We start from the raw sequence: 24,681 nt of genomic DNA on the forward strand, positions 1-24,681 counted from the left end.
CTACTGCCCGTACTTCTCGATGTGGGCGAGGGCCGCCTCGTGCCACTGCGGTGCCATCGCCGCGCCCGCCGCCCGCGTGCGCGCGAGCAGCGAACGGTCGGTGGTGAAGGCCCGGAACCACAGCTCCACCGTCACGTCGTGGTCCGGGCGGTGGAGGATCTCGACGGAGTCGCCGGGGGAGACCGGACCCTCCTGGATCACGCGCAGGTACGCACCCGGCCGCGCGGCCTGCGTGTACCGCTTGACCCAGCCCCGCTCGCCGAGGGCGCCCTGGAAGGTGCGGCACGGAATGCGGGCCGAGGCCACTTCGAGGACGAGGCCGCCCGCGCCGACCCGCCAGCGCTCGCCGAGCAGCGCGCCCGTCAGGTCCATGCCGGAGGTGGTGAGGTTCTCGCCGAAGAGCCCGGAGGGCAGTTCGCGGTCCAGCTCGCCCTCCCACCAGTCGAGGTCCTCGCGCGCGTAGGCGTAGACGGCCTGGTGGTCCCCGCCGTGGTGGCGCAGGTCGCAGACGGCGTCGCCCTTGAGGCCGCCGGCGCCGATGCCCTTGGGCCCGGGAGGGAACACGTGGACCGGGCCGGGGACGGGGCGCTTGCCGATGCCGGTCACCCCGCCCTGAGCGTCGGTGTAGTCGACGGCCGTCGCGCGGCCGAGGTTCACGGAGACGACGCGCGGAGGGGCCGCGGGGGCGCCGGGAGCGGTGAAGGCCATGAGAACCACGGTAGTCCAGCCTCCTCAAAGGGGCACGAGAATATTCGCATCGAGCCCAAAGCTGGGCTTATGCTCGAAGAATGATCGAGGCACGTCATCTCCGGGTGCTGCGCGCCGTCGCCGGCACCGGGTCCTTCTCCGCCGCCGCCCGCGAGCTCGGCTGCACCCAGCCCGCCGTCTCCCAGCAGATGAAGGCGCTGGAGCAGTCGGCCGGCACCCCGCTGCTCGTCCGGACCGGCCGCGAGATGCGGCTGACCCAGGCCGGTACGGCCCTGGTCCGGCACGCCGCCGGGATCCTCGCCGGGCTGACCGCCGCGGAGGAGGAGGTCGCGGCCATCGCCGGGCTGCGCGCGGGCCGGGTGCGGCTGGTCTCCTTCCCCAGCGGGAGCTCCACGCTGGTGCCGACGGCGCTGGCCGCGATGCGAGCCGAGCACCCCGGCACCCGGATCTCGCTGGTCGAGGCGGAGCCGCCGCGGTCGGTGGAGATGCTGCGCGAGGGCGACTGCGATCTGGCGCTGGCCTTCCGCTACGGCTCGGCCTCCCCCTCCGCCGGCGGCTCGGCCGCCGAGGGGGAGTGGGAGGACCTCGTGGTGCGGCCGCTGCTCACGGACCGGCTCGTCGGGCTGGTTCCGGAGGGGCACCGGCTGGCGGGGGCCGAGCGGGTGAGCATGGCGGAACTGGCCGACGAGCCCTGGATCGCGGGCTGCCCGCGCTGCCGCCGCCATCTGGTGGAGGTGTGCGAGGAGGTGGGCTTCACCCCCCGCATCGACTTCGCGACCGACGACTACCCGGCCGTGGTCGGCCTGGTCGGCGCCGGTCTGGGCGTCGCCGTACTGCCGGAGCTGGCGGTGGAGTCCGTACGGGCCAAGGGCGTGAGCACGGTGGCCGTGGAGCCGGCGGTGGAGCGGGAGGTCGTGGCGCTGACCCTGCCCGACCTGGCGCGCGTACCGGCCGTGGCGGCGACCCTGGCCGAACTGGAGCGGGCCGCCACGCGCTGACCGTACGGCGCCGGCGGGCGGCGTCGGCGTCGTACGGCCAATCGCGTGACGTTCCGGTCCGGGCGAAGGCTCGCGAAGGTCCGCGAAGGTTGCAGAAACGTTCCTTCGTGCGTTTCGGCGAACCGCGGATCAGTGCGGCGGAAGGGGTCCGATCGTGGTCGACGCGGGGATCAGGCGATGGCGCGCGCGTCCCATCAGCTCTTCGCGCTCATCCTCGGTGAGGCCGCCCCACACCCCGTAGGGCTCGCGGACGGCCAGTGCGTGCGCGGCGCATTCCGAGCGCACCGGGCATCTCATGCAGACCTCTTTAGCCGAGGCCTCGCGCGCACTCCTGGCCGCGCCCCGCTCGCCTTCCGGGTGGAAGAAGAGGGAGCTGTCGACCCCCCGGCAGGCGGCCAGCAGCTGCCAGTCCCAGAGGTCGGCGTTCGGTCCGGGGAGGCGGGAGAAATCTGCCATGGGTAGTCCTCTTGGTGCCGGTACTGAGACGGATACGGTCCAAGTCTCCACACCTACTGTCGTAGTAGATGTAAATATGACTCATTGGGAATCTAGCCTCAGACACGTGCCAAACGGAAGAAAAGCCGCCAAATAGGGCATAGCTCCAGATGGAGGACACGCCGAGAGTGGCACCCACGTCGTGTTCGCTTCCTCACGTAGAGTGCCGAAGGTGTCCGTCCGACCCGTAACTCTTTCGAGTGACCATCGTTGAGAGTGCGAAGGCGGTTGAACCAAGAAGTTCCCGGACAGGTGTCCGAGGGCATCGACCGCACAGGTGACGATACGTACCAGCCTGGAGGCTCAAGGTGACGCGCATCAGCAGCTGCGGAGGGCGGTCATGACTTCCGTCCTCGTCTGCGACGACTCCCCGCTTGCCCGAGAGGCGCTCCGTCGCGCGGTTGCCACCGTGCCCGGCGTCGAGCGTGTGACGACGGCTGCCAACGGCGAGGAAGTCCTCCGCCGCTGGGGTGCCGACCGCTCCGACCTGATTCTGATGGATGTACGGATGCCGGGGCTGGGCGGTGTGGAGACGGTGCGCCGACTGCTCTCGGCCGATCCGGGCGCCCGCATCATCATGCTGACGGTCGCCGAGGACCTGGACGGGGTGGCCCTCGCGGTCGCCGCCGGCGCCCGGGGCTATCTGCACAAGGACGCCTCGCGCGCCGAACTGCGGGCCACGGTCACCCAGGCCCTGGCCGACCCGACCTGGCGACTGGCCCCGCGCCGGCTCCGCTCGGCCGAGATGGGCGCCGCGCCCACGCTCACCGCGCGCGAGATCCAGGTGCTGGAGGGCATGAGCCACGGCCGGTCCAACGCGGAGATCGGGCGCGAGCTCTTCCTCTCCGAGGACACGGTCAAGACGCACGCCCGCCGGCTGTTCAAGAAGCTGGGCGCCTCGGACCGGGCGCACGCCGTGGCGCTCGGGTTCCGCTGGGGTCTGGTCCGCTGACCGCGGGACCGCAGGCCGGACGCTGAGAGCGGTCCCGTCCGCCACCGGCGGGCGGGGCGGCACGCCGAGCGCCCGGGCTGTGTGTCCGCCGGTGTGTCCGCCCGTGCGCCCGGCTGCCTTCGGCCGTCCGAGGCCGTCCGCGGCCGCCCCGGCCGTCCCTGCGCGTGCCCGTCGAGTGATCGTCGAGTGCCGGTCCGTTCCCGTCCCGCCGTACCCGGTGCGCACCCGGGGATGGGCGGGGCACAATCGGGGGACGTGTCGCTTCGCGCGCGATGCCGCATGCTTGAGGTGTGGCGCATTTTCTGGGATGGGGCCTCGGGGAGTATTCGGTCGAGCGGGAGGGGAGGGCGCAGTGACGAGTTCAGGCGCACCCGCTCATAACGCTTCGACGCACAACACGGGCCGTGGCGGCGCGAATGCTCCGGCGCCAAGGCACCATGGATTGATGCGCGACGACGAGGCCCCGGGGTCACCCACGGCCACAGGCTCCACCGGCGCCGCCAAAGGCGGCAGCGCCGGGGCCGTCAGCGCGCTCGTACGCCGAGCGGTCGAGGGTGACGAGCAGGCGACGCACGATCTGCTCGCCTTCGTGCACCCGCTGGCCATCCGCTACTGCAGAACCAGGCTCTCGCGGCTCCCGGGCGACGCCCGCCACTTCGTGGAGGACCTCGCGCAGGAGGTCTGCGTAGCCGTCCTGATGGCGCTGCCGCGGTACCGGGACACCGGCCGGCCCTTCGAGGCCTTCGTCTTCGCCATCGCCGCGCACAAGGTCGCCGACCTGCAGCGGGCTGCCATGCGGCACCCGGGCAGCACGGCCGTGCCCTCCGACGAGATGCCGGAGCGGCCCGACGACTCGCTGGGTCCGGAGGAGCGGGCGCTGCTGAGCAGCGACGCCGCCTGGGCCAAGAAGCTGCTGGCCAACCTTCCCGAGAACCAGCGCGAGCTCCTCGTACTGCGGGTGGCGGTCGGCCTGACGGCCGAGGAGACCGGACAGATGCTCGGGATGTCCCCCGGTGCGGTGCGGGTGGCCCAGCACCGTGCGCTCAGCCGGCTGCGCGCGCTCGCGGAGCAGTAGGCGGGGCGCGGGCCGGACCGGATCCCGGACCCCTGGATCCCCGGCTCCCTGCTTCCTCGTAGGAACAGACGAAACTTCTGCTTGACCTTGGTCGTGGAATGAGACGCGTCGGGATCCCGTTAGCATGGACATCCGCGCTGAGCAAGACCATTTGGGAAGGTGTCATGACCGCCGACGGAGTGCCCGACAAATTCGCCACGCTCGGACTGACCTACGACGACGTGCTGCTGCTGCCGGGCGCGTCGGACATGTCGCCTGATGCGATCGACACCTCTTCCCTGATCTCGCGCAACGTCCGCGTGAACGTGCCGCTGCTGTCCGCCGCCATGGACAAGGTCACCGAGGCCCGCATGGCCATCGCGATGGCCCGCCAGGGCGGCGTCGGCGTACTGCACCGCAACCTGTCGATCGCCGACCAGGCCAACCAGGTCGACCTGGTCAAGCGCTCCGAGTCCGGCATGGTCACCGACCCGATCACGGTGCACCCGGACGCGACGCTGCGCGAGGCCGACGAGCTGTGCGCGAAGTTCCGCATCTCCGGCGTGCCGGTGACCGACCCGGCGGGCAAGCTGCTCGGCATCGTCACCAACCGCGACATGGCCTTCGAGTCGGACCGCAGCCGCCAGGTGCGCGAGGTCATGACCCCGATGCCGCTGGTCACGGGCAAGGTCGGCATCTCCGGCGTGGACGCCATGGAGCTGCTGCGCCGCCACAAGATCGAGAAGCTTCCGCTGGTCGACGAGGCGGGCATCCTCAAGGGCCTCATCACGGTCAAGGACTTCGTCAAGGCCGAGAAGTACCCGAACGCCGCCAAGGACAAGGACGGCCGCCTCCTGGTCGGCGCCGCGGTCGGCGTCGCCGGCGACGCGTACGACCGCGCCCAGGCGCTGATCGAGGCGGGCGCCGACTTCATCGTCGTCGACACCGCCCACGGCCACTCCCGGCTCGTCGGCGACATGGTCGCCAAGATCAAGTCGAACTCCTCCGTCGACGTCATCGGCGGCAACATCGCCACCCGTGACGGCGCCCAGGCGCTGATCGACGCCGGCTGCGACGGCATCAAGGTCGGCGTCGGCCCCGGCTCCATCTGCACCACCCGCGTCGTCGCCGGCATCGGCGTCCCGCAGGTCACCGCGATCTACGAGGCCTCGCTCGCCGCGAAGGCGGCCGGCGTCCCGGTCATCGGCGACGGCGGCCTGCAGTACTCCGGCGACATCGCCAAGGCGCTCGTCGCGGGCGCCGACACGGTGATGCTCGGCTCGCTGCTCGCGGGCTGCGAGGAGTCCCCGGGCGAGCTGCTCTTCATCAACGGCAAGCAGTTCAAGTCGTACCGCGGCATGGGCTCGCTCGGCGCGATGCAGTCCCGCGGCGACCAGCGTTCCTTCTCCAAGGACCGCTACTTCCAGGAGGGCGTGGGCGGCGACGACAAGCTCATCCCCGAGGGCATCGAGGGCCAGGTCCCGTACCGCGGCCCGCTTTCCGCGGTCGTGCACCAGCTCGTCGGCGGCCTGCGCCAGTCGATGTTCTACGTCGGCGGCCGCACGGTGCCGGAGCTCCAGGACCGCGGCCGCTTCGTCCGCATCACGTCGGCGGGCCTCAAGGAGAGCCACCCGCACGACATCCAGATGACGGTCGAGGCACCGAACTACTCCCGTAAGGGGTAACCGGGCAGGCGGTGCCGAGCGCATGAGGGCGGGTCCGGAGCAGCCGGGCCCGCCCTTCGGCCGTCCGGCGCCCGGGGGACCGGCGCTGCGCGCCGTGCTGGGGCTCCGCCCCAGACCCCGCGCCTCAAACGCCGGCGGGGCTGAATACAGCGTCCGTACGGCGGCCACCGGAACGCGGGGCGCCGGGGTTCGGGGATACTGGACGGGCAGACCCAGAGGAAAGGCCACCACACGTGACTGAGATCGAGATCGGGCGCGGCAAGCGCGGCCGCAGGGCGTACGCGTTCGACGACATCGCCATCGTCCCGAGCCGGCGTACGCGGGACCCGAAGGAGGTCTCGATCGCCTGGCAGATCGACGCCTACCGCTTCGAGCTCCCGTTCCTGGCCGCCCCCATGGACTCGGTCGTCTCCCCGCAGACCGCCATCCGCATCGGCGAGCTCGGCGGCCTCGGCGTGCTGAACCTCGAAGGCCTGTGGACCCGGTACGAGGACCCGCAGCCGCTGCTCGACGAGATCACGGAGCTCGACGAGGACGCCGCCACCCGCCGTCTCCAGGAGATCTACTCCGCCCCGATCCAGGCGGACCTGATCCGGCAGCGCATCAAGGAGGTCCGCGACTCCGGTGTCGTCACCGCCGCCGCGCTCTCCCCGCAGCGCACCGCCGAGTTCTCCAAGGCCGTCGTGGACGCGGGCGTGGACATCTTCGTGATCCGCGGCACCACCGTGTCGGCGGAGCACGTCTCGGGCGCCGCCGAACCGCTGAACCTGAAGCAGTTCATCTACGAGCTCGACGTCCCGGTCATCGTCGGCGGCTGCGCCACGTACACCGCGGCCCTGCACCTGATGCGCACCGGCGCCGCGGGCGTCCTGGTCGGCTTCGGCGGCGGCGCCGCGCACACCACGCGCAACGTGCTCGGCATCCAGGTCCCGATGGCCACCGCCGTCGCGGACGTGGCCGCGGCCCGCCGCGACTACATGGACGAGTCCGGCGGCCGCTACGTGCACGTCATCGCCGACGGCGGCGTGGGCTGGTCCGGCGACATTCCGAAGGCCGTCGCCTGCGGCGCCGACGCCGTGATGATGGGCTCCCCGCTGGCCCGCGCCACCGACGCGCCCGGCAAGGGCCACCACTGGGGCATGGAGGCCGTCCACGAGGACGTGCCGCGCGGCAAGAAGGTCGACCTGGGTACGGTCGGCACCACCGAGGAGATCCTCACCGGACCGTCGCACACCCCGGACGGCTCGATGAACATCTTCGGCGCCCTGCGCCGCTCGATGGCCACCACGGGCTACAGCGAGCTCAAGGAGTTCCAGCGCGTGGAGGTCACGGTCGCGGACTCCCAGCACCGCCGCTGACCCGCTCCACCGCACGTACGAAGGGCCGGCTCCCCGGATCGGGAGCCGGCCCTTCGGCGTCACGGTGCACCAGGCGTGCCTGACCGGGCCGGCGGGCGCGCCGGCGGCGCCGGGCGGGCGGGTGGGCGGTCCGGCGTCGTGCTTCAGGCGCAGCCTCAGTCGCTGGCCTTCTTGGCCGCGCCGAAGGCCACGAAGCCGCCGATGACGAGGAAGACGTAGTCCATCGCGTCCACGGTCTCCTGCCGGATGTCGTTCAGGCCGCCGACGCCCGCCTTGTCGAGGACCTCGCCGAGGCTGACGTTGCCGTAGTCGGCCAAGGTCAGTGCGATGAAGAACAGCTGGCCGAGGTAGACGGCACCGAGGGAGAGGACCGCGCCGACCACGGGCAGCACCGGGTTCTTGCCGCCGAGCTTTCCGGCGGCGAAGCCGATCAGCAGGCCGACGCCGACCGCCGCGTAGCCGACCTGGCGGTCGATCGCGTTCATGATCCCGCCGTACGCGGCGGCCGCGACCAGGGCGGCGACCACGGCCGCGGCGATGCCCAGGCCGATGTTGCCGGTGCGGGCGGGCTCGGCGGGGTACGGGACGGCGGCGGCGTCGGACTCGGGTGCGGGCGGCTGGATGTGCTGGCTCATGGTGGAAATCCCCCCCAGGGATTCGGGCATACGGGTGTCCGCGGAGGTCGGCCGAGGACGTATGGATGAGATAAGTCGCCGCAGGCTAGCAGGCGGCTCCTATATCCGCTGACGCGTTTTCCGGGCTCTGACCGGGCTGGGTCCGGGGCTGTCCGGCCCGGTCAGAGTCGGTGCGCCGCCCCCGCCGGGCTGGCCCCGCGGGTGTCCAGCAGCAACTGCGCCTTCACCGCGAGGCCTTGGAGGTCGTACGTGCGGTGGTGCTGGAGCAGGATCGTCAGATCGGCGTTCGCGGCGGCCTCGTACAACGATTCGGCACGGGGGACGGGCCGGTCCCTGACGCGCCATCCGGCGACGTACGGGTCGTGGTAGCTGACCAGCGCCCCGAGGTCGAGCAGCCGGCTGGCGATCTCGCGGGCCGGTGCGCCCTCCTGGTCGCCGAGGTCGGGCTTGTACGTGACGCCGAGCAGCAGGACGCGCGCCCCGCGGGCCGATTTCCCGTGCTCGTTCAGCAGGGTGGCGGAGCGTTGGATGACGTACTGGGGCATCCGGCCGTTGATCTCCTGCGCCAGCCCGACCATGCGCAGGGGGTGGCCCGGGGTGCGGGTGGTGTGGGGGAGGTAGTTGGGGTCGAGGGGGACGCTGCGGCCGCCGACCCCCGGGCCGGGCCGGAAGGCCTGGAACCCGTACGGCTTGGTCTCGGCGCAGCGGATGACGTCCCAGAGGTCGACGCCGAGGTCGTGGCAGAGCACCGCCATCTCGTTCATGAGGGCGATGTTGACGTGCCGGTAGTTGGTCTCCAGGAGCTGTACGGTCTCGGCCTCGCGCAGGCCGCGCGCCCGGACGACCTTCTCGGTGAGGCGGGCGTAGAAGGCGTGCGCGGACTCGGTGCAGGCGGGGGTGAGGCCGCCGATCACCTTGGGCGTGTTGGCGATGCCGTGCGTCCGGTTGCCGGGGTCGAGGCGGCTGGGGGAGTACGCGAGGTGGAAGTCCCGGCCGGCGCGCAGTCCGGAGCCCTCTTCCAGGATGGGGCGCAGGTAGTCCTCGGTGACGCCCGGGTGGGCGGCGGATTCGAGGATGACGGTGGTGTGCGGGCGCAGCCGGGCGGCGAGCGTGCGGCCCGCCTCGCCGACGGCGGAGAGGTCGAGCGCGCGGTCGGCGCCGAGTTGGGTGGGGGCGCAGATGACGGCGGTGCGGACCCGGCCGAGTTCGGCGGGGTTGGTGGTGATCCGGAAGCCGGCGGCCGACATGCGGCGGATCTCGGCGGCGGTGAGGGTGGAGTCCGTGGCGGTGGCGGTGACCGCGGGCGTGGCCGTGGCCGGGTCCGCGGCCGTTGCCGGACCGCTGTCGTAGCCGACCGTCTCGATTCCGGCGGCGACGGCCGCCTGCGCCAGCGGGAGGCCGAGGTGGCCGAGTCCGATGACGGCGAGATCTGCGGGCATGGGGTGCCGTCCCTTCCCTGGCATGCATGAGGGGGCTGGGTGCGCAAGCCCTGTGGACCGTGCAGGTGGAGTGTGGAGCTGGCGCGATGTCAGACTAGGCGTATATATGACCGATGTGTCGTATTACGGGGCGATGGTCGCCGTTGTGTTGTCCACAGGCGGTGGCTGATGTCGGTACGGCGGGTCAGAATCGTGAGCGGGGGATGTGAGCGGGGTCACCCGCACCGAGCGGGAGAGCGATCCGCACCGACGGGAGGCAGCAGTGAGGACAGCGACACTGGGGCCGGTCCAGCGCGAAGAGGCGCTCGCCCGGATGGCCGAGCGGGAACTGGACGTGCTGGTGGTGGGCGCGGGCGTGGTCGGCGCGGGCACCGCGCTCGACGCCGCGACCAGAGGCCTCTCGACGGGGCTGGTGGAGGCCAGGGACTGGGCGTCCGGCACCTCCAGCCGGTCGAGCAAGCTGATCCACGGCGGCCTGCGGTATCTGGAGATGCTCGACTTCGCCCTCGTCCGGGAGGCCCTGAAGGAGCGCGGCCTGCTGCTGGAGCGGCTCGCTCCGCACCTGGTGAAGCCCGTCCCGTTCCTGTATCCGCTCCAGCACAAGGTCTGGGAGCGGTTCTACGCCGGATCGGGCGTCGCGCTGTACGACGCGATGTCGGTGTCCAGCGGGCACGGGCGGGGGCTGCCGGTGCACCGGCACCTGTCGCGGGGGCGAGCGCTGCGGGTGGCCCCGGCGCTGCGCAAGGACGCGCTGGTGGGCGCCCTGCAGTACTACGACGCCCAGATGGACGACGCGCGGTACGTGGCCACGCTGGTGCGGACGGCGTCGGCGTACGGGGCGCAGTGCGCCAACCGGGCGAGGGTGGTCGGCTTCCTGAGGGAGGGCGAGCGGGTCGTCGGGGCGCGCGTGCGGGACGTGGAGGGCGGCGGGGAGTACGAGATCCGCGCGCGGCAGGTCGTGAACGCGACGGGGGTGTGGACGGACGACACGCAGGCCCTGATCGGGGAGCGGGGGCAGTTCCACGTCCGGGCGTCGAAGGGCATCCACCTGGTCGTACCGAAGGACCGGATCCACTCCTCGACCGGGCTGATCCTGCGTACGGAGAAGTCGGTCCTCTTCGTCATCCCGTGGGGCCGGAGCTGGATCGTGGGCACGACGGACACGGACTGGGACCTGGACAAGGCGCATCCGGCGGCGTCCAGCGCGGACATCGACTACCTGCTGGAGCACGTGAACTCGGTGCTGGCCGTGCCGCTGACGCGGGACGACGTCCAGGGGGTGTACGCGGGCCTGCGGCCGCTGCTGGCCGGGGAGTCGGACGCGACGAGCAAGCTCTCGCGCGAGCACACGGTGGCGCATCCCGTGCCGGGGCTGGTGGTGGTGGCGGGCGGCAAGTACACGACGTACCGGGTCATGGCGAAGGACGCGGTCGACGAGGCGGTGCACGGGCTGGACCAGCGGGTCGCGGAGTGCGTGACGGAGGACGTGCCGCTGGTGGGGGCCGAGGGGTACCGGGCGCTGTGGAACGGGCGGGCCGGGATCGCGGCCCGGACGGGCCTTCATGTGGTGCGGGTGGAGCACCTGTTGAACCGGTACGGCTCGATGACGGACGAACTGCTGGACCTGATCGCGGCGGACCCGGGGCTGGGGCAGCCGCTGGGCGGGGCGGACGACTACCTGCGGGCGGAGGTGGTCTACGCGGCTTCGCACGAGGGGGCGCGGCATCTGGACGACGTGCTGACGCGGCGGACGCGGATCTCCATCGAGACCTTCGACCGGGGGACGCGGTCGGCGCGGGAGTGTGCGGAGCTGATGGCTCCGGTCCTGGGGTGGGACAAGCAGCAGATCGAGAAGGAAGTGGAACACTACGAGAAGCGCGTGCTGGCGGAACGGGAATCGCAGCGCCAGCCGGACGACCAGACGGCGGATGCCGCGCGGCTGGGGGCGCCCGACATCGTTCCGTTGTAACTCCGGGATGCGGAGGGGGGAACCGCGGACCCGGGGCGCCCGTCCGTTGCGGAGTGAGGAACAATGAGGGTTCTGCCGGGGCGGGTTACCGCACGGGTTTTCCCGGAGCGGCCCACCGGGGATCCCCGGGGCAGCAGGCGGCACGATCGCAGAGGGGACGCATGTCGAAGCCGGAGCACACCGAGTCGCCCGCCGAGTCGCCTGCGGCGAAGCAGGAGGCTGCGCGTGCGGCGAAGCCTGCCGCCTCGGCCGCGGCGGAGCGTGACGCCGGACAGGCGGCGAAGCCGGGGGCCGCGAAGCCTGCCGTCTCGCCCGCGGCCGAACCGGAGGGCACCGAGCCTGCCGCCTCGCCCGCGGCCAAGGCCGACCTGAGCAAGTCCACCGGTGCGTCTGCCGTGTCGGCGGAGGCGAAGGACAAGGAGCCGGCCGAGGTCGAGGCCGAGCCGGGCAAGCCCGCCGCAGGCGCCGCCGGGTCGGCGGCAGGCGCGGATGCGGACAGAGCCGGTGGCGGTGGGTCGCAGGACGCCAAGTCCGCGGGCTCGGCCGCGGTGGAGCCGGACCCGGGCAAGTCCGCCGGGGCAGCTACCGGCGCGAACCCCGTGGTCGAGAAGGCCGATGCCGTTGCCGCTGCCGTCAAGGCCGCAGCCGCAAAGGCCGCCGAGGGCGCGGGAGCCGAGGGGCGGTTGCTCGCACGCCGCTACCGGCTGCGCGAAGTGCTCGGCAAGGGCGGCATGGGCACCGTCTGGCGCGCCGAGGACGAGACCCTCGGCCGGACGGTCGCCGTCAAGGAACTCCGCTTCAGCACCGGCGTCGACGAGGACGAGAAGCGCCGCCTCATCACCCGTACGCTGCGCGAAGCCAAGGCCATTGCCCGGATCCGCAGCGGCGGCGCCGTCACCGTCTTCGACGTCGTGGACGAGGACGAGCGCCCGTGGATCGTCATGGAGCTCATCGAGGGCCCCTCGCTGGCCGAGTTCATCCGTGAACAGGGCCCGCTGACCCCCCACCGCGCCGCCGAGGTCGGCCTCGCCGTCCTCGACGTACTGCGCGCCGCGCACGGCCAGGGCATCCTGCACCGCGACGTGAAGCCGTCCAACGTGCTCATCGCCCGCACCGGCCGCGTCGTCCTGACCGACTTCGGCATCGCGCAGGTCGAGGGCGACCCCTCCGTCACCTCCACCGGCATGCTCGTCGGCGCCCCCTCGTACATCTCCCCCGAGCGCGCCCGCGGCCAGAAGCCCGGCCCGCCCGCCGACATGTGGTCCCTCGGCGGACTGCTGTACGCCGCCGTCGAGGGCGTGCCCCCGTACGACAAGGGCTCCGCACTCGCGACCCTCACCGCCGTGATGACCGAGCCGGTGGAGCCGCCCAAGAACGCGGGTCCGCTGACCGAGGTCATCTACGGACTGCTGGCCAAGGACCCGGCCCGCCGCCTCGACGACGAGCGCGCGCGGGCGATGCTCACCGCCGTCGTCAACGCGCCGGAGCCGGTGCCGGCTCCCGTCCTCGCCCCGGCCGTCGAGGAGACCCGGCAGATCTCGCTGGCCGACGCCAAGGAGGCCGCGGCCAAGGCCGCAGCCGAGAAGGCGGCCGAAAGGGCGGCCGAGAAGGCGGAGAAGGCGGAGAAGAAGGAGCGCGATCGGCTTGAGCGCGAGCAGCGCGATCGGGCCCGCGCGGCGCTGAAGGCGACCCGCAAGGCCGCGGCCGCCGCGGCGGCGGCCTCGGCGACCACGGCGGCCTCGGCGGCCGAATCCCCGGCCACCGCACCGGCGTCGGCCAGGCCCTCGCCGGTCGCGGCGCCGCTCACCGACGTCATGTCCCGCCGTACCATCGCCCTCGCGATAGCGGGTGTGGTCGTCGTGCTCGCCGTGATCGGTTCGCTCATCGCGTACGCGGTCAGCGGTGACGACGAGGCCGACAAGAAGAAGGAAGAGGGCAAGGGCGGCCCGGGTACGACGGTCTCCGGCAGCCCGAATCCCAGCTCGTCCGCGAAGACCGGCGAGACCGGCGCCACCTCAGGCAAGGGCGCCACCGCCAACGGCGGTGCCGGCAGCCAGCCGAGCCAGGGTCAGTCCCCGGGCGGGCAGCAGAGCCAGGGCACCAGCCAGGGGCAGAGCCAGGGCCAAGGACAGAGCCAGGGGCAGGGTTCGACTTCGGGCGGTCCGGGGGCCGGGCTCCCCGAGGGCTACGCGAAGGTGACGGACCCGGGGTTCCACTTCTCGATGGCGATGCCGTCGGGCTTCAAGGTGACGGGCATAGCCGGGGAGAACTCCGGCGCGATATACAGCCGTGACGGCGGCTTCCCGCGCATCCAGGTCGACTACACCGCCAGCCCCGGCAACGACGCCCGCGCCGCATGGGCCGAGGCGGTCGCCGGAACGGCGAGCAGCAGCACGAACTACCGCACGATCCGGATCGACCCGACGGAGTACAACGGCTACCCGACCGTCGCGGACTGGGAGTTCGAGCGGGAGCAGAAGGGCATCAAGGTCCGCGTGCTCAACCGCGGCTTCAAGGTGGACGCGAAGCACGGCTACGCCATCATGATCAGCTGCCCGGCGGACCAGTGGGACGCCCCGGAATGCACGACGATGCGCAACACGGCGTTCCAGACGTTCCAGCCCCTGGGCTGAACCGCTCCGCCGCGGCCGCAGAGCCGGCCGTCGCCGAGTGACGGGTACGGGTGCGGGTACGGGTGACGAGCCTTTGCAGGCTCGGGACGCGGGCGGCCTGCGCGACGTATCGTGGCAGTGGGGCCATGGGGGACGTGCGCCCCGGCACTCGGGGGAGGCGAAGTGGAGGACTACGCGGGCCGGATCCTGGCCGACCGCTACCGTCTGCCGCTGCCGCCGTCGGACGAGTACGAACTGGTCGAGACCCGCGCCTTCGACACGCGCAGCGGGCAGGAAGTCCTGGTACGGCAGGTGCCGTTGCCGGAGATCGTGGATGCCGAGCTGCTCGACGGGGAGACGCCGAGGCCTCCGGCGGCGGCCGGGGGAGAGCTCCCGGCCGTGCGCCGGGCGATCGCCGCGGCGCAGGCGGCCGCGTCCGTGCCGGACCATCCGCGGCTGGACCAGGTCTTCGACGTGTTTGCGGAGGGCGGGTCGCTGTGGATAGTGAGCGAGTTGGTGCCGGCGCGCCCGCTGGCCGCGCTGATCGCCGATGAACCGCTGAGCCCGTACAGGGCCGCCGAGGTCGCGGCGGACGTGCTGACGGCGCTGCGGGTGCTGCACGCGCACGGCTGGACGCACCGGAACATCACGGTGCGGACCGTGTTGATATGCGATGACGGCCGGGTCGTCCTGACGGGCCTGGCGGCGGGCGCCGCGGAGGACGCCCTGTGCGGCTACGACCCGGTCCCCCGGGAGTCCGTGCCCGCGCCCCATACCGAGTCCGAGCCATGGGACGACCGGCCGCCGCCTCCGCCTTCTCCGCCTTCTCCTGTCGGGACTGCGGGTTGGGGTCCGGGCTCGAACGGCAGGGCCGCCTTAGCCCGTGACCCTGGCAGGGGTGCGCCGCCCGGTGCGGCGCCCGGTGCGGGGTTGGACGTACTGGCTGTTCAGGGTGAGTCGGCGGGCGAACGGTCGGACGGTGGTCCGGGCGCGGCCGGTTATGCGCCTCTCGTGGCGCCCGGTTACGACACCGGCCCGCGGTACTCCGACCACATCACCCCCGGGGCGACGGGGGAGCGGCCCGACCTCAAGGCCGCCGCCCGGGCCGGGGCCATCGCCGCGTACCGGGCGGGGGCGCAGGCCGCCGCCGCGCGGGTCACCGAGCAGCGCAAGGGCGGGTCCGAGCCCGCGCCGGAGCCGAGGCCGCAGGGGTCGAACCTCCCGCAGGGGTACTCGTACCCGTACGGGGGGCCGGAGACCGGTACGAGTGCGCCCTGGCACGGGGCCACGCCGCGCCGGCAGGCCGCACTCCCGCCGGCCGAGCCGTCGGAGCAGGAGCCGGAGCAGGAGCCGGAGCCGTCGGAGCCGGAACCACAACAGGGGCCGGGGCCGGAGCAGGAGCCCGACTCGCGGCCCGACCCGGCGCCGGTCCGTCCCGCGCTGCCCGCGCAACTGGCCCTGCCCGAGGGCTACCGCCAGGCCGAAGCCCCGGATCCGACCGCCCACCTCCGCCCGGGCCAGCCCGGCCAGCCCCGCTCCCCGCACGGCACCGAGGGCCCGAGCATGGCCTCGTACCTGCCGTCCGGCGAGCCCGACCGGCTCCGGCCGAACGGGCCCGACGAGGCCTCGCCCGCAGCCGCGTACCCCCGCCCCGGCCGGGCCGGACCGCAGGGCGCCGAGCGCCGGGAAGCCGGGGGTTGGGGCGAGGGCGGGCTCCGGGGGCTGGGGGCCGAGCGGGCTCGGCTGACCCGGATGGCCGTGGTCGGCGCCGTCACCGAGCGGTGGGCTCCCGAGCAGGCCGGATCCGTCACCGGGCCCTGGCAGCTGGCCGCGCCCGTCGGGCCCGCCACCGACCTCTGGGGGCTCGGCGCGCTGCTGTACCGCGCCGTCCAGGGGCACGCCCCGTACCCCGAGGACAGCGTCACCGAGCTCGTCGACATGGTCTGCGCCGAGTCCCCGGCCTTCGCCGAGGAGTGCGGCCCGCTGCGCCCCATCGTGGAGTCGCTGCTGCGCCAGGACCCCACCGAGCGCCCCGACTTCGAGGAGCTCCGCGGCTGGCTGCGCTCGCTCGTACGGTCCGCCCCCGAGCCGGACGGCGACTTCGCCGCGCTCCCGATGCCGGAGCCGGATCCGGCGCGGCTGCCCGTCGTACGCCGACGGGGCGACCTGCACGGCCGCCACCGCAATCCCGCCGCCTCCCGCAAGCCCCGCTCCCTCGGGCGGACCCTCCTCCTCGGCGTCCTGGTCCTGCTCGCCGGGGCCGTGGCCTACGCCATCCTCTTCCTGCCGCGAAACGAGGAGCAGCAGCCGGCCGCCGTCGCCAAGCCCCCTGCGCAGTCCCAGTCTCAGTCCAGGTCCCCGTCCGCCTCGGCGCCGGCTTCTGCGTCGCCGAAGTCGACGCCCAGCCAGCCCGCCCCCGCTCCCCCCGGCTACACCACCCAACAGGACCCCGAGCACTTCGAGATCGCCGTCCCCAGCGGCTGGGAGCGGCGCGGGATGAACGAGGCCGGGCAGGTCCGGTACACCGACGGGGAGTACGTCCTGACCGTCGTCCCCGGCCGGGACAAGGTCGACGGAAATCCCGACCCGGCGACGTACCAGAAGGACAAGGAGCCGGAGCTGGCCCCGTACCGGTCCTCGACCTGGGCCAGCGGCGGCGACGTGAAGACGACGAAGGTCGGCAGCCAGCTCCGCGTCACCGGCCGGTACACGTGGATCGACGGCAACGGCCGCAGCGTCGTTGCCCGGAATTTCGTCGTGGCGCTCGGCGGCAGCTACCACGTCGTCATGGTGACCGGTCCGCAGGACGGCGAAGGCAAGGTCACCGAGGTCTTCGAAAAGGCCACGGGGAGTTACAAATCAGGCGGCTGAGGCCGACTGACGGTGACTCAGTACGGCGATTGCGTCACAGTGCTGCCGGAACCGCGCCTTCACGGTTCCGGGAGCCCCGGGCGCTCCGTAATCTGGCCCGAAGTGCACAGAGTGGCGGGGTTTCGTGGAACAGCAGACAGGTGCGGGCGCGGTGCTCGCTGGCCGGTACCGGCTCGTGGAGCCCATCGGCAGCGGCGGCATGGGCAAGGTGTGGCGCGCGCATGACGAGCTGCTGCACAGGACCGTCGCCGTCAAGGAACTGACGGCGGGTCTGTACGTGGCCCAGGCCGACCGGGAGGTGCTGCACGCCCGGACCCAGAAGGAGGCCCGGGCCGCGGCCCGGATCCAGCACCCGGCGGTCGTGGTCGTCCACGACGTACTGGAGCACGACGACCGGCCCTGGATCGTCATGGAGTACATCGACGGTCCCTCCCTCGCGGACGCGGCCAAGGCGGCCGGCCGGATCGAGCCCGCCGAGGCGGCCCGGATCGGTCTGCACGTACTGGGCGCGCTGCGCGCCGCGCACGCGGTCGGTGTCCTGCACCGGGACGTCAAGCCCGGCAACGTGCTGCTCGCCAAGGACGGCCGGGTCCTGCTCACGGACTTCGGCATCGCCGCGATCGAGGGCGACTCCTCCATCACGCGGACCGGCGAGATCGTCGGCTCCATCGACTACCTGGCTCCGGAGCGGGTCACCGGCGGGACCCCCGGCACCGCCTCCGACCTGTGGTCGCTGGGCGCGACCCTGTACACGGCGGTCGAGGCGCGCTCGCCCTTCCGCCGCACCTCGCCCATCTCCAGCCTCCAGGCCGTGGTCAACGACGAGCCGCCGGCGCTGCGCCAGTCGGGGGCCCTGGGCCCGGTCATCACGGCCCTGCTGCGCAAGGACCCCGACGAGCGGCCCTCGGCGCAGGAGACCGAGCGGATGCTGATCGAGGCGATGGAGGGCCGGCCGCCGAAGGCGGCGCAGGCGTACGTACCCACGCGCGCGGTGACTCCGGAGGAACTCGCCGACGCCGCCGAGGAAACGCGGCCGGAAGCGGAGCCCGCTCCCGCACCGGCCCCCGACCCGGCGCGTACCACCGCCCTGCCCGAACAGCCCGGCCCCGCGCCCGCACCGGCGGCCGCCGGCGGCCGGATCAAGCGGGCCGCCGCCGTCGCCCTCGTGGCGGCGCTGGTCGGCGGCGGGGCCGTCTTCGGCGTCCTGAAGTTCACCGGGGACGCGGAGGCGGGGAAGGACGGCGGCTCCGACAAGAACGCGAGCGCCCCCGACCAGCAGGACAGCGACGAAGAGGACGCCCCGCCCGCGGGCTACACCCAGGTCACCGACCCCACCGGCTTCACGCTCTTCGTCCCGGCGGGCTGGAAACGCCAGATGGACGGCGACCAGATCGACTACACCCCGGACAACGGGAAGCACTTCATCCGGATCGCCGCCGACCCGACCCCGGACTACGCGAACCCGTACGAGCACCTGCTCGACCTGGAGAAGCAGGTGGCGAAGCGGACGGACTACAAGAAGCAGCGGCTGAACCAGAACACCTTCCGGGACAGCACCCGGGCCGCGCTCTGGGACTTCAGCTGGACCGAGAAGGGCACGAACGCCGGACCGCGCCGGGCCATCGAGCAGATGTACGTCGCCCCGGACGGCACCGAGTACGCGATCTACATGTCGAGCCCCGTCGCCGACTGGAACACGACCCGCCAGCAGTTCGACGTCGTGCTCAGCGGCTGGGAGCCGCCCGCCGGGAAGCCCTGAGCTTTTCCGGGCCGATTCCGGCATCCTGCCAGCGATCGCTGGCAGAAATGGCAAAATCCGGTTACCGACGGGTACCCAAAGGCCCCCGGGCGGAATACGCTCACCGCCATGACGGACTCGCAGGCCCCGGCCCCCCTCCGCAGCGCACCGCAGCCCACCAACCCGGTCGCCCCCGCCCCGGCCGGTGCCCGTACCGCCGCCGACGTGGTGACCCCCGACCTGGTCACCCGGCTCACGCGCGGAGTGATCGGCTCCGGCCGGACCGCCAACCACACCCCCTTCACCGGGGCCAAGCTGGCGGACCTCCCCGAGGCCACCCCCGAGGACGTCGCCGAGGCCTTCGACCGGGCCCGCGCCGCCCAGGGCGCCTGGGCCGCCGTCCCCGTACGCAAGCGGGCCGCCGTACTGCTCCGCTTCCACGACCTGGTCCTGGCCCGCCAGGCCGAGGTGCTCGACCTCATCCAGCTGGAGACCGGCAAGGCCCGCCTGCACGCCCACGAGGAGGTCCAGGCCGTCGCCGTCGCGGCCCGCCACTACGGCCGCAAGGCCCCCTCGTACCTGCGCCCCAAGGGCCACACGGGCGCCATCCCCACCCTCACCAAGGTCACCGAACTGCGCCAGCCGCGCGGGGTCGTCGGCCAGATCGCCCCCTGGAACTACCCCCTCGAACTCTCCGTCGGCGACGCGCTGCCCGCCTTCGTCTCCGGCAACGCCGTCGTCATGAAGCCCGACACCGAGACCGCGCTCACCGCCCTGTGGGCCCGTGACCTGCTGATCGAGGCCGGACTGCCCGCCGAGGTCTTCCAGATCGTCCTCGGTGACGGACCCGTCGTCGGTCCCGAGGTGGTGCGGCACGCCGATTACGTCTCCTTCACCGGCTCCACCCGCACCGGCCGCGAGGTCGCCCAGGGCGCGGCCGCCCGCCTGGTCGGGGTCACCCTCGAACTCGGCGGCAAGAACGCCATGCTCGTCCTCGCCGACGCCGACATAGAGAAGGCCTCCGCGGGCGCCGTCCGCGCCTGCTTCTCCTCCGCCGGCCAGCTGTGCATCTCCATCGAGCGGCTGTACGTCCACGCCTCCATCGCCGACGCGTTCGTCGAGCGCTTCGCCGCCCGTACGAAGGCCATGCGGCTCGGCGCCTCCCTCGCGTACGGCGCGGACATGGGCTCGCTGGTCGGCGAGCGCCAGCTGGAGACCGTACAGCGGCACGTCGACGAGGCCGTCGCCAAGGGCGCCACCCTGGTCGCGGGCGGCGCCGCCCGCCCCGACATCGGCCCGCTCTTCTACGAGCCCACCATCCTCGACGGGGTCGAGGCGCCGATGGCGGTCTGCGGCGAGGAGACCTTCGGCCCGGTCGTCTCCATCTACCGGTTCACCGACGAGGACGAGGCGATCGCGCAGGCCAACTCCACCGCGTACGGGCTCAACTCCAGCGTCTGGACCAAGGACGCCCGCCGCGGCCACTCCGTCGCCGCCCGCCTGCGCACCGGCACCGTCAACATCAACGAGGGCTACGCCCCTGCCTACGGCAGCGCCCAGGCGCCCATGGGCGGCATGAAGGACTCCGGCCTCGGCCGCCGGCACGGCTCCGAGGGCATCCTCAAGTACACCGAGGCCCAGACCGTCGCCCACCAGCGGCTGCTGCCGATGGCGCCCTCGCTGGGCATGGACGACGAGAAGTACGCGGCGTTCATGACGCGCAGCCTCAAGGTCATGAAGACGCTCCGATTCCGTTAGGCACCACCGCTCGGGGAGGCACCGCAGTGTCGGACAACACCGACGAGAACGACAGCGACAGCGACAGCGAGAACGAGTACGACTACGACGTCATCGTCATCGGATCGGGCTTCGGAGGTTCGGTCTCGGCGCTGCGGCTGACCGAGAAGGGGTACCGGGTCGGCGTCCTGGAGGCGGGGCGCCGGTTCACCCGCGAGAGCCTGCCCCGCAACAGCTGGGACCTGCGGAACTACCTGTGGGCCCCGGCCCTCGGGCTGTACGGGATCCAGCGGATCCACCTGCTCGGCAACGTGATGGTGCTCGCGGGCGCCGGGGTGGGCGGGGGCTCGCTCAACTACGCCAACACCCTGTACGTGCCGCCCACCGCCTTCTTCGAGGACCGGCAGTGGGCGTCCATCACGGACTGGCGCGAGGAACTCGCCCCGTACTACGACCAGGCCAAGCGGATGCTCGGCGTACGCCTGAACCCCACGATGACCCCCTCCGACGTCCACCTGAAGGCCGCCGCCGAGAAGATGGGCGTCGGGGACTCCTTCCACATGGCCCCGGTCGGCGTCTACTTCGGCGACGGCGCGGACGCGGACGGCGTCGACGGCGATGGTGCCCGCACGGCCCGCCCCGGCGAGGAGGTCCCCGACCCGTACTTCGGCGGCGCCGGTCCCGCCCGCAAGGCCTGCACCGAATGCGGCGAGTGCATGACCGGCTGCCGCCACGGCGCGAAGAACACCCTGAACGAGAACTACCTCCACCTCGCCGAGCGCGCCGGAGCCGTCATCCACCCGATGACCACCGTCACCGCGCTCGCCGAGCACCCCGACGGCGGCCACCGCGTCCGCACTGTCCCGACCGACGCCCGCCGCCGGGGCAGCTCCAAGGAGCTGCGCGCCCGTTACGTGGTCGTCGCGGCGGGCACGTACGGCACCCAGACCCTGCTGCACACCATGAAGGACAACGGGCTGCTCCCGCGGATCTCGGACCGGCTCGGCGAGCTGACCCGGACCAACTCCGAGGGCCTGGTCGGCGCGCAGACCGACGACCGCCGATACCGCAGGCGCCACGGCCGAGGCCCCGGCAAGGAGCAGCGCGCCGACTTCACCCGGGGCGTCGCGATCACCTCGTCCGTGCACCCCGACGCCGACACCCACATCGAGCCCGTCCGCTACGGCAAGGGCTCCAACGCCATGGGGTTCATGACCGTCCTCCAGGTGCCGTACAGCAGGCACCGGGTGCGGGCCTGGTTCGCCCGGACCGCGAAGCACCCGGTGCAACTGGCGCGCTCGCTCTCCAACCGGCGCTGGTCGGAGCGGACGATCATCGGGCTCGTCATGCAGTCGCTGGACAACTCGCTGACGACGTACCGCAAGCCCGGCGGCCTCGGGAAGGGGCTGCTCACCGCCCGCCAGGGGCACGGCGCCCCGAACCCGGTGCAGATCAAGGAGGCCACCGAGGCGGCCACCCTGCTGGCCGAGGAGATCAACGGCTTCCCCGGCAGCAACATCGGCGAGCTGATGGGCACCCCGCTGACCGCGCACTTCCTCGGCGGCTGCCCGATCGGCGCCGGTGCCGAGGAGGGCGTGGTGGACCCGTACCACCGCCTGTACGGGCACCCGGGGATCTCGGTGGTGGACGGCTCGGCGGTCTCCGCGAACCTCGGCGTCAATCCGTCGCTGACGATCACGGCGCAGGCGGAGCGGGCGATGTCGTACTGGCCGAACAAGGGCGAGCAGGACCCGCGGCCGGAGCAGGGCGCGGCCTACACCCGCCTGGCGGCGGTGGAACCGGCTCGTCCGGCGGTCCCGAAGGAGGCCTTCGGGGCGCTGCGGCTGCCGCTGCTGCTGCCGGTACCGGAGGTTCCGAAGAAGGCCTGAGCCCGTGACACGTGTCGCGGCGGCGGGTTCTGCGCTCCCCCTCCGAGCGCAGACCCCGCCGCCGCGTACATAAGTGACAGGTGATCAGTCCGGATGGTTGCATGTGATGCCCGTCACGCTCCGAAGGGGGCAACCGAGACCCGTACTCGGCGGTCTCGATCTTCATGGACAAGCGCATCTCCCTTTTGGCCGCTACTGGCTTGGCGGCGCTGAGCCTCGGCGCGGCCGCCCCCGCGCTCGCCGCGGAACCGGTCTTTCCGCTCGGCGGCCCCTCCGCACTGGTGCTCCAGCCGTACCCGGACACGGGCGCCTCGAAGGAGCGCAGCCTGCACTACGAGCTGGCCTACGTGGGCCCCGGGAACAGCTTCCCGGGCGAGTTCACCGTCACCGTCGACCTGACCAAGGCCGCCGCGGTGGCGTCGGTCCGTCTCGACCCGGCCAAGCCCAGGCCGAACTGCACGACGAGCGCCACCGCGATCGTCTGCAAGCAGCAGGGCCTGTCGGCCGGGAACCCGGGCGGCAACACGTTCGACCTGCTCGTCTCGGCCGCGCAGGGCAGCAAGAACGGTGTGAGCGGTGAGATCGCCGTCACCGGCAAGGTGGCGGGCGCGAGCGTCACGCCGGTCACCACCAAGCTGACCGTCGGCGGCCCCGACCTGCACCTGGGCGAGCTGAAGCCCAAGGCCGAGGTGACGGCCGGTGAGCAGCAGGACCTGCCGCTGGCCTTCGCGAACCGGGGCACGCTGCCCGCCGGGTCGGTGGCGCTGGAGCTGGACACCTCGGCCGGCCTGGAGCCGGCGGAGACGTACGACAACTGCCGGCGGCAGGACCACGGCGGCATGGGCGCCACCACGGTGTGCCTCGTCGAGGGCGAGTTCCTGCCCGGCGAGTCCTACCAGCTCGCCCCCGACTCCCCGCTGCACCTCAAGACCACCGAGCGCGCCTACCAGGACCGGCTGCGGTACGGGGTCGTCCCCGACCCGGCGCCGGTCAAGGACGCGCCCGAGGGCAAGCCGGCGACCGGCAAGAAGCTGAAGCTGGTCAAGGCGTCGGCCGCGGTGCCGGTCACCGACTCCAACCTGGCCGCGCGGGACGCCAGGCGAGCCGAGGACACCGACCTGAACCCGCGCGACAACGAGCGCATCTTCGAGTTCACCGCCAAGGGCGCCCGGGCCGACTTCGAGGCGGTCACCGCCTCGCCCTCCGGAAAGGTGGGCGACACGGTCGTGGCCGAGCTCGGCTTCCGCAACAAGGGCCCGGCCGTGATCAGTCACCTGCGCTCGGGCGAGAGCGTGGCCCGTACCGACATCGTGATGCCGGCCGGAGTCCAGGTCACGGACGTGCCCCGGAACTGCCGCGCGGTCAACGCGGACGGCAGCGACCGCACGGAGCAGCAGGGCGCGCCGCGCTACTTCTGCGACGGCGGGACGTTCGCGGACGTCCCGGGTGCGTACACCGGCCGGTTCTCGATGAAGATCGAGAAGGCCGTGGCGGACGCCAAGGGCTCGGTCACCGTCGGCGAGCCGGTCGCGGGCGGCACCAAGCCGCTCGCCTTCGACCCGGTCGGGGGCAACTCCAAGGCCGTGTTCGTGGTCGAGGTCAAGGGCGGTACGAGCCCGAGCCCGTCCGGCTCGGCCTCCGCGTCGCCGTCCCCGTCGGCCTCCGCCTCGCCCTCGGCGTCGGTCTCGCCGAGCGCGTCCGCGTTCGCGTCCGCCGCCGGCGGTACGGGCGGCAACCTGGCCTCGACCGGCAGCTCCGTCGGCCCGATCGCGCTGGGCGCGCTGGGCGCGGTGGCCGTCGGCGGTGCGCTGTACGTGGGAGTCCGCCGCCGCTCGGGCGGGCACGCGTAGGCGCGTAGACGCAGAGAACGGCCGGCCGGGGGCGTCCCCCTGGCCGGCCGTCCTTTTTGGGGTGACCGGGCTGCTGTCCCCTGCCGTCCGGTCACGCGAAGGAGCGAGGTCCCACGACGCACGCCCCGAGGGGCCGTACGTCTCATCGCTCCCGAAGAGCCACGCGTGGTGCTGCGGTCCCGCGCCTGGCTGGCGCGGCCATCCACACCAACGAAGGGCGCCGGGGCCGGTCACGGTCCGGACGAGTGACGAACAGGCGTAAGACCCTGAACGGGCGCAAAGCCCGGTAACGGGCCTCAGACCCGGCCGCGGCACAGCTCCAGCAGCGTCATCGCGAGGGCGGTCCCCGGCTTGCCGAGGGCGTCGCTCCAGTGCGCGAGCACCTCCATCTCGCGCGAGAGGTGCACCCGGCGGCCGCCCGAGGCGATCCGGGCGTCCTGGATGACGGTCGAGACGGCCATCCGCTCCTGGATCAGCCCGATGATCCGGTCGTCGATGGCGTCGATCCGCTCGCGGGACTCGGCGATCAGCTGCGCGGGGGTGGTGGTCACGGTCATGTTCTTACTCCTGTGGGTCGTGCCGTCAGGAGCGGAAACGCCAGAGCGCCCCGGTCCTGTCGGACCGGGGCGCTCTGGGAAGTCAGCGGCTCAAGCGAGCATCACACGGACCCATGGCGACCGGACCGGCCGGT

The 24,681-nt window shown here is 72.7% G+C and carries 16 protein-coding genes and 1 pseudogene; 12 read left to right on the forward strand and 5 right to left on the reverse strand.

Annotated features, from left to right (window positions below):
- The gene (locus OG509_RS22980; RefSeq protein WP_406184330.1) at positions 1-708 is read right to left on the reverse strand and encodes an MOSC domain-containing protein; all 708 of its coding nucleotides are present in this window, start codon (positions 706-708) and stop codon (positions 1-3) included.
- A gap of 80 nt (positions 709-788) precedes the next feature.
- On the opposite strand from OG509_RS22980, the gene OG509_RS22985 reads away from it, so the two are divergent.
- Positions 789-1,706, forward strand: a complete 918-nt coding sequence (locus OG509_RS22985; protein WP_387284783.1) for a LysR family transcriptional regulator — start codon at positions 789-791, stop codon at positions 1,704-1,706.
- A gap of 129 nt (positions 1,707-1,835) precedes the next feature.
- On the opposite strand, the gene OG509_RS22990 is transcribed toward OG509_RS22985, so the two are convergent.
- Entirely contained in the window at positions 1,836-2,162 is a 327-nt protein-coding gene (locus tag OG509_RS22990) for a WhiB family transcriptional regulator (RefSeq protein WP_030154771.1), read from the reverse strand.
- A 379-nt stretch (positions 2,163-2,541) separates the two neighbouring features.
- Here OG509_RS22990 and OG509_RS22995 point away from each other — a divergent pair, with 379 nt between their 5' ends.
- The 4 genes from OG509_RS22995 (at position 2,542) to OG509_RS23010 (ending at position 7,250) form a co-directional block, all read left to right on the forward strand.
- Positions 2,542-3,153: a response regulator transcription factor gene (locus tag OG509_RS22995; RefSeq protein ID WP_003948568.1), complete on the forward strand. Its 612-nt coding sequence runs from the start codon at positions 2,542-2,544 to the stop codon at positions 3,151-3,153.
- 445 nt (positions 3,154-3,598) lie between these two features.
- A complete protein-coding gene (locus OG509_RS23000) occupies positions 3,599-4,228 on the forward strand; it encodes a sigma-70 family RNA polymerase sigma factor (protein WP_030154772.1) in 630 nt (209 codons plus the stop codon).
- 164 nt (positions 4,229-4,392) lie between these two features.
- A complete protein-coding gene (gene guaB, locus OG509_RS23005) occupies positions 4,393-5,892 on the forward strand; it encodes an IMP dehydrogenase (protein ID WP_406184331.1) in 1,500 nt (499 codons plus the stop codon).
- 233 nt (positions 5,893-6,125) lie between these two features.
- Positions 6,126-7,250, forward strand: a complete 1,125-nt coding sequence (locus tag OG509_RS23010) for a GuaB3 family IMP dehydrogenase-related protein (RefSeq protein ID WP_385582448.1) — start codon at positions 6,126-6,128, stop codon at positions 7,248-7,250.
- Positions 7,251-7,405: 155 nt separating this feature from the next.
- Here the strand turns inward: OG509_RS23010 and OG509_RS23015 are convergent, their stop codons facing one another.
- Together OG509_RS23015 and OG509_RS23020 are read right to left on the reverse strand one after the other, a co-directional pair.
- Positions 7,406-7,885 (reverse strand): hypothetical protein, encoded by a 480-nt coding sequence (locus OG509_RS23015; RefSeq protein ID WP_406184332.1) that lies wholly within the window; start codon positions 7,883-7,885, stop codon positions 7,406-7,408.
- A gap of 161 nt (positions 7,886-8,046) precedes the next feature.
- Complete coding sequence (locus tag OG509_RS23020; protein WP_406184333.1) at positions 8,047-9,324, reverse strand: nucleotide sugar dehydrogenase; 1,278 nt, start codon at positions 9,322-9,324, stop codon at positions 8,047-8,049.
- 262 nt (positions 9,325-9,586) lie between these two features.
- Between OG509_RS23020 and OG509_RS23025 the strand changes: the two genes are divergently transcribed.
- The 7 genes from OG509_RS23025 (at position 9,587) to OG509_RS23055 (ending at position 23,990) form a co-directional block, all read left to right on the forward strand.
- The gene (locus OG509_RS23025; RefSeq protein ID WP_406184334.1) at positions 9,587-11,293 is read left to right on the forward strand and encodes a glycerol-3-phosphate dehydrogenase/oxidase; all 1,707 of its coding nucleotides are present in this window, start codon (positions 9,587-9,589) and stop codon (positions 11,291-11,293) included.
- Positions 11,294-11,454: 161 nt separating this feature from the next.
- A complete protein-coding gene (locus OG509_RS23030; protein ID WP_406184336.1) occupies positions 11,455-13,926 on the forward strand; it encodes a serine/threonine-protein kinase in 2,472 nt (823 codons plus the stop codon).
- Positions 13,927-14,088: 162 nt separating this feature from the next.
- Positions 14,089-16,776: a serine/threonine protein kinase gene (locus tag OG509_RS23035; RefSeq protein ID WP_406184338.1), complete on the forward strand. Its 2,688-nt coding sequence runs from the start codon at positions 14,089-14,091 to the stop codon at positions 16,774-16,776.
- Between the two features lie 124 nt (positions 16,777-16,900).
- Positions 16,901-18,535, forward strand: coding sequence for a serine/threonine-protein kinase (locus OG509_RS23040; RefSeq protein WP_406184339.1), 1,635 nt, complete (start codon positions 16,901-16,903; stop codon positions 18,533-18,535).
- A gap of 108 nt (positions 18,536-18,643) precedes the next feature.
- The gene (locus tag OG509_RS23045) at positions 18,644-20,272 is read left to right on the forward strand and encodes a succinic semialdehyde dehydrogenase (RefSeq protein WP_406184340.1); all 1,629 of its coding nucleotides are present in this window, start codon (positions 18,644-18,646) and stop codon (positions 20,270-20,272) included.
- 26 nt (positions 20,273-20,298) lie between these two features.
- Complete coding sequence (locus OG509_RS23050; protein ID WP_406184341.1) at positions 20,299-22,140, forward strand: GMC oxidoreductase; 1,842 nt, start codon at positions 20,299-20,301, stop codon at positions 22,138-22,140.
- A gap of 200 nt (positions 22,141-22,340) precedes the next feature.
- Positions 22,341-23,990: a peptidase gene (locus OG509_RS23055; protein ID WP_406184343.1), complete on the forward strand. Its 1,650-nt coding sequence runs from the start codon at positions 22,341-22,343 to the stop codon at positions 23,988-23,990.
- A 296-nt stretch (positions 23,991-24,286) separates the two neighbouring features.
- Here OG509_RS23055 and OG509_RS23060 read toward each other — a convergent pair.
- Positions 24,287-24,583 (reverse strand): annotated as a pseudogene (locus OG509_RS23060) (chorismate mutase); the annotation flags it as partial.
- Between the last annotated feature and the right edge of the window lie 98 nt (positions 24,584-24,681).

Source organism: Streptomyces sp. NBC_01006 (assembly GCF_045162725.1).
Lineage (GTDB): Bacteria > Actinomycetota > Actinomycetes > Streptomycetales > Streptomycetaceae > Streptomyces.

What these genes read in the sequence shown, in the direction of transcription:
- OG509_RS23030 (WP_406184336.1), top strand. Translation starts at nt 11,455, where the DNA reads ATGTCGAAGCCGGAGCACACCGAGTCGCCCGCCGAGTCGCCTGCGGCG.
- OG509_RS22985 (WP_387284783.1), top strand. Translation starts at nt 789, where the DNA reads ATGATCGAGGCACGTCATCTCCGGGTGCTGCGCGCCGTCGCCGGCACC.
- OG509_RS22995 (WP_003948568.1), top strand. Translation starts at nt 2,542, where the DNA reads ATGACTTCCGTCCTCGTCTGCGACGACTCCCCGCTTGCCCGAGAGGCG.
- OG509_RS23015 (WP_406184332.1), bottom strand. Translation starts at nt 7,885, where the DNA reads ATGAGCCAGCACATCCAGCCGCCCGCACCCGAGTCCGACGCCGCCGCC.
- OG509_RS23000 (WP_030154772.1), top strand. Translation starts at nt 3,599, where the DNA reads ATGCGCGACGACGAGGCCCCGGGGTCACCCACGGCCACAGGCTCCACC.
- guaB (WP_406184331.1), top strand. Translation starts at nt 4,393, where the DNA reads ATGACCGCCGACGGAGTGCCCGACAAATTCGCCACGCTCGGACTGACC.
- OG509_RS23020 (WP_406184333.1), bottom strand. Translation starts at nt 9,324, where the DNA reads ATGCCCGCAGATCTCGCCGTCATCGGACTCGGCCACCTCGGCCTCCCG.
- OG509_RS22990 (WP_030154771.1), bottom strand. Translation starts at nt 2,162, where the DNA reads ATGGCAGATTTCTCCCGCCTCCCCGGACCGAACGCCGACCTCTGGGAC.
- OG509_RS22980 (WP_406184330.1), bottom strand. Translation starts at nt 708, where the DNA reads ATGGCCTTCACCGCTCCCGGCGCCCCCGCGGCCCCTCCGCGCGTCGTC.
- OG509_RS23045 (WP_406184340.1), top strand. Translation starts at nt 18,644, where the DNA reads ATGACGGACTCGCAGGCCCCGGCCCCCCTCCGCAGCGCACCGCAGCCC.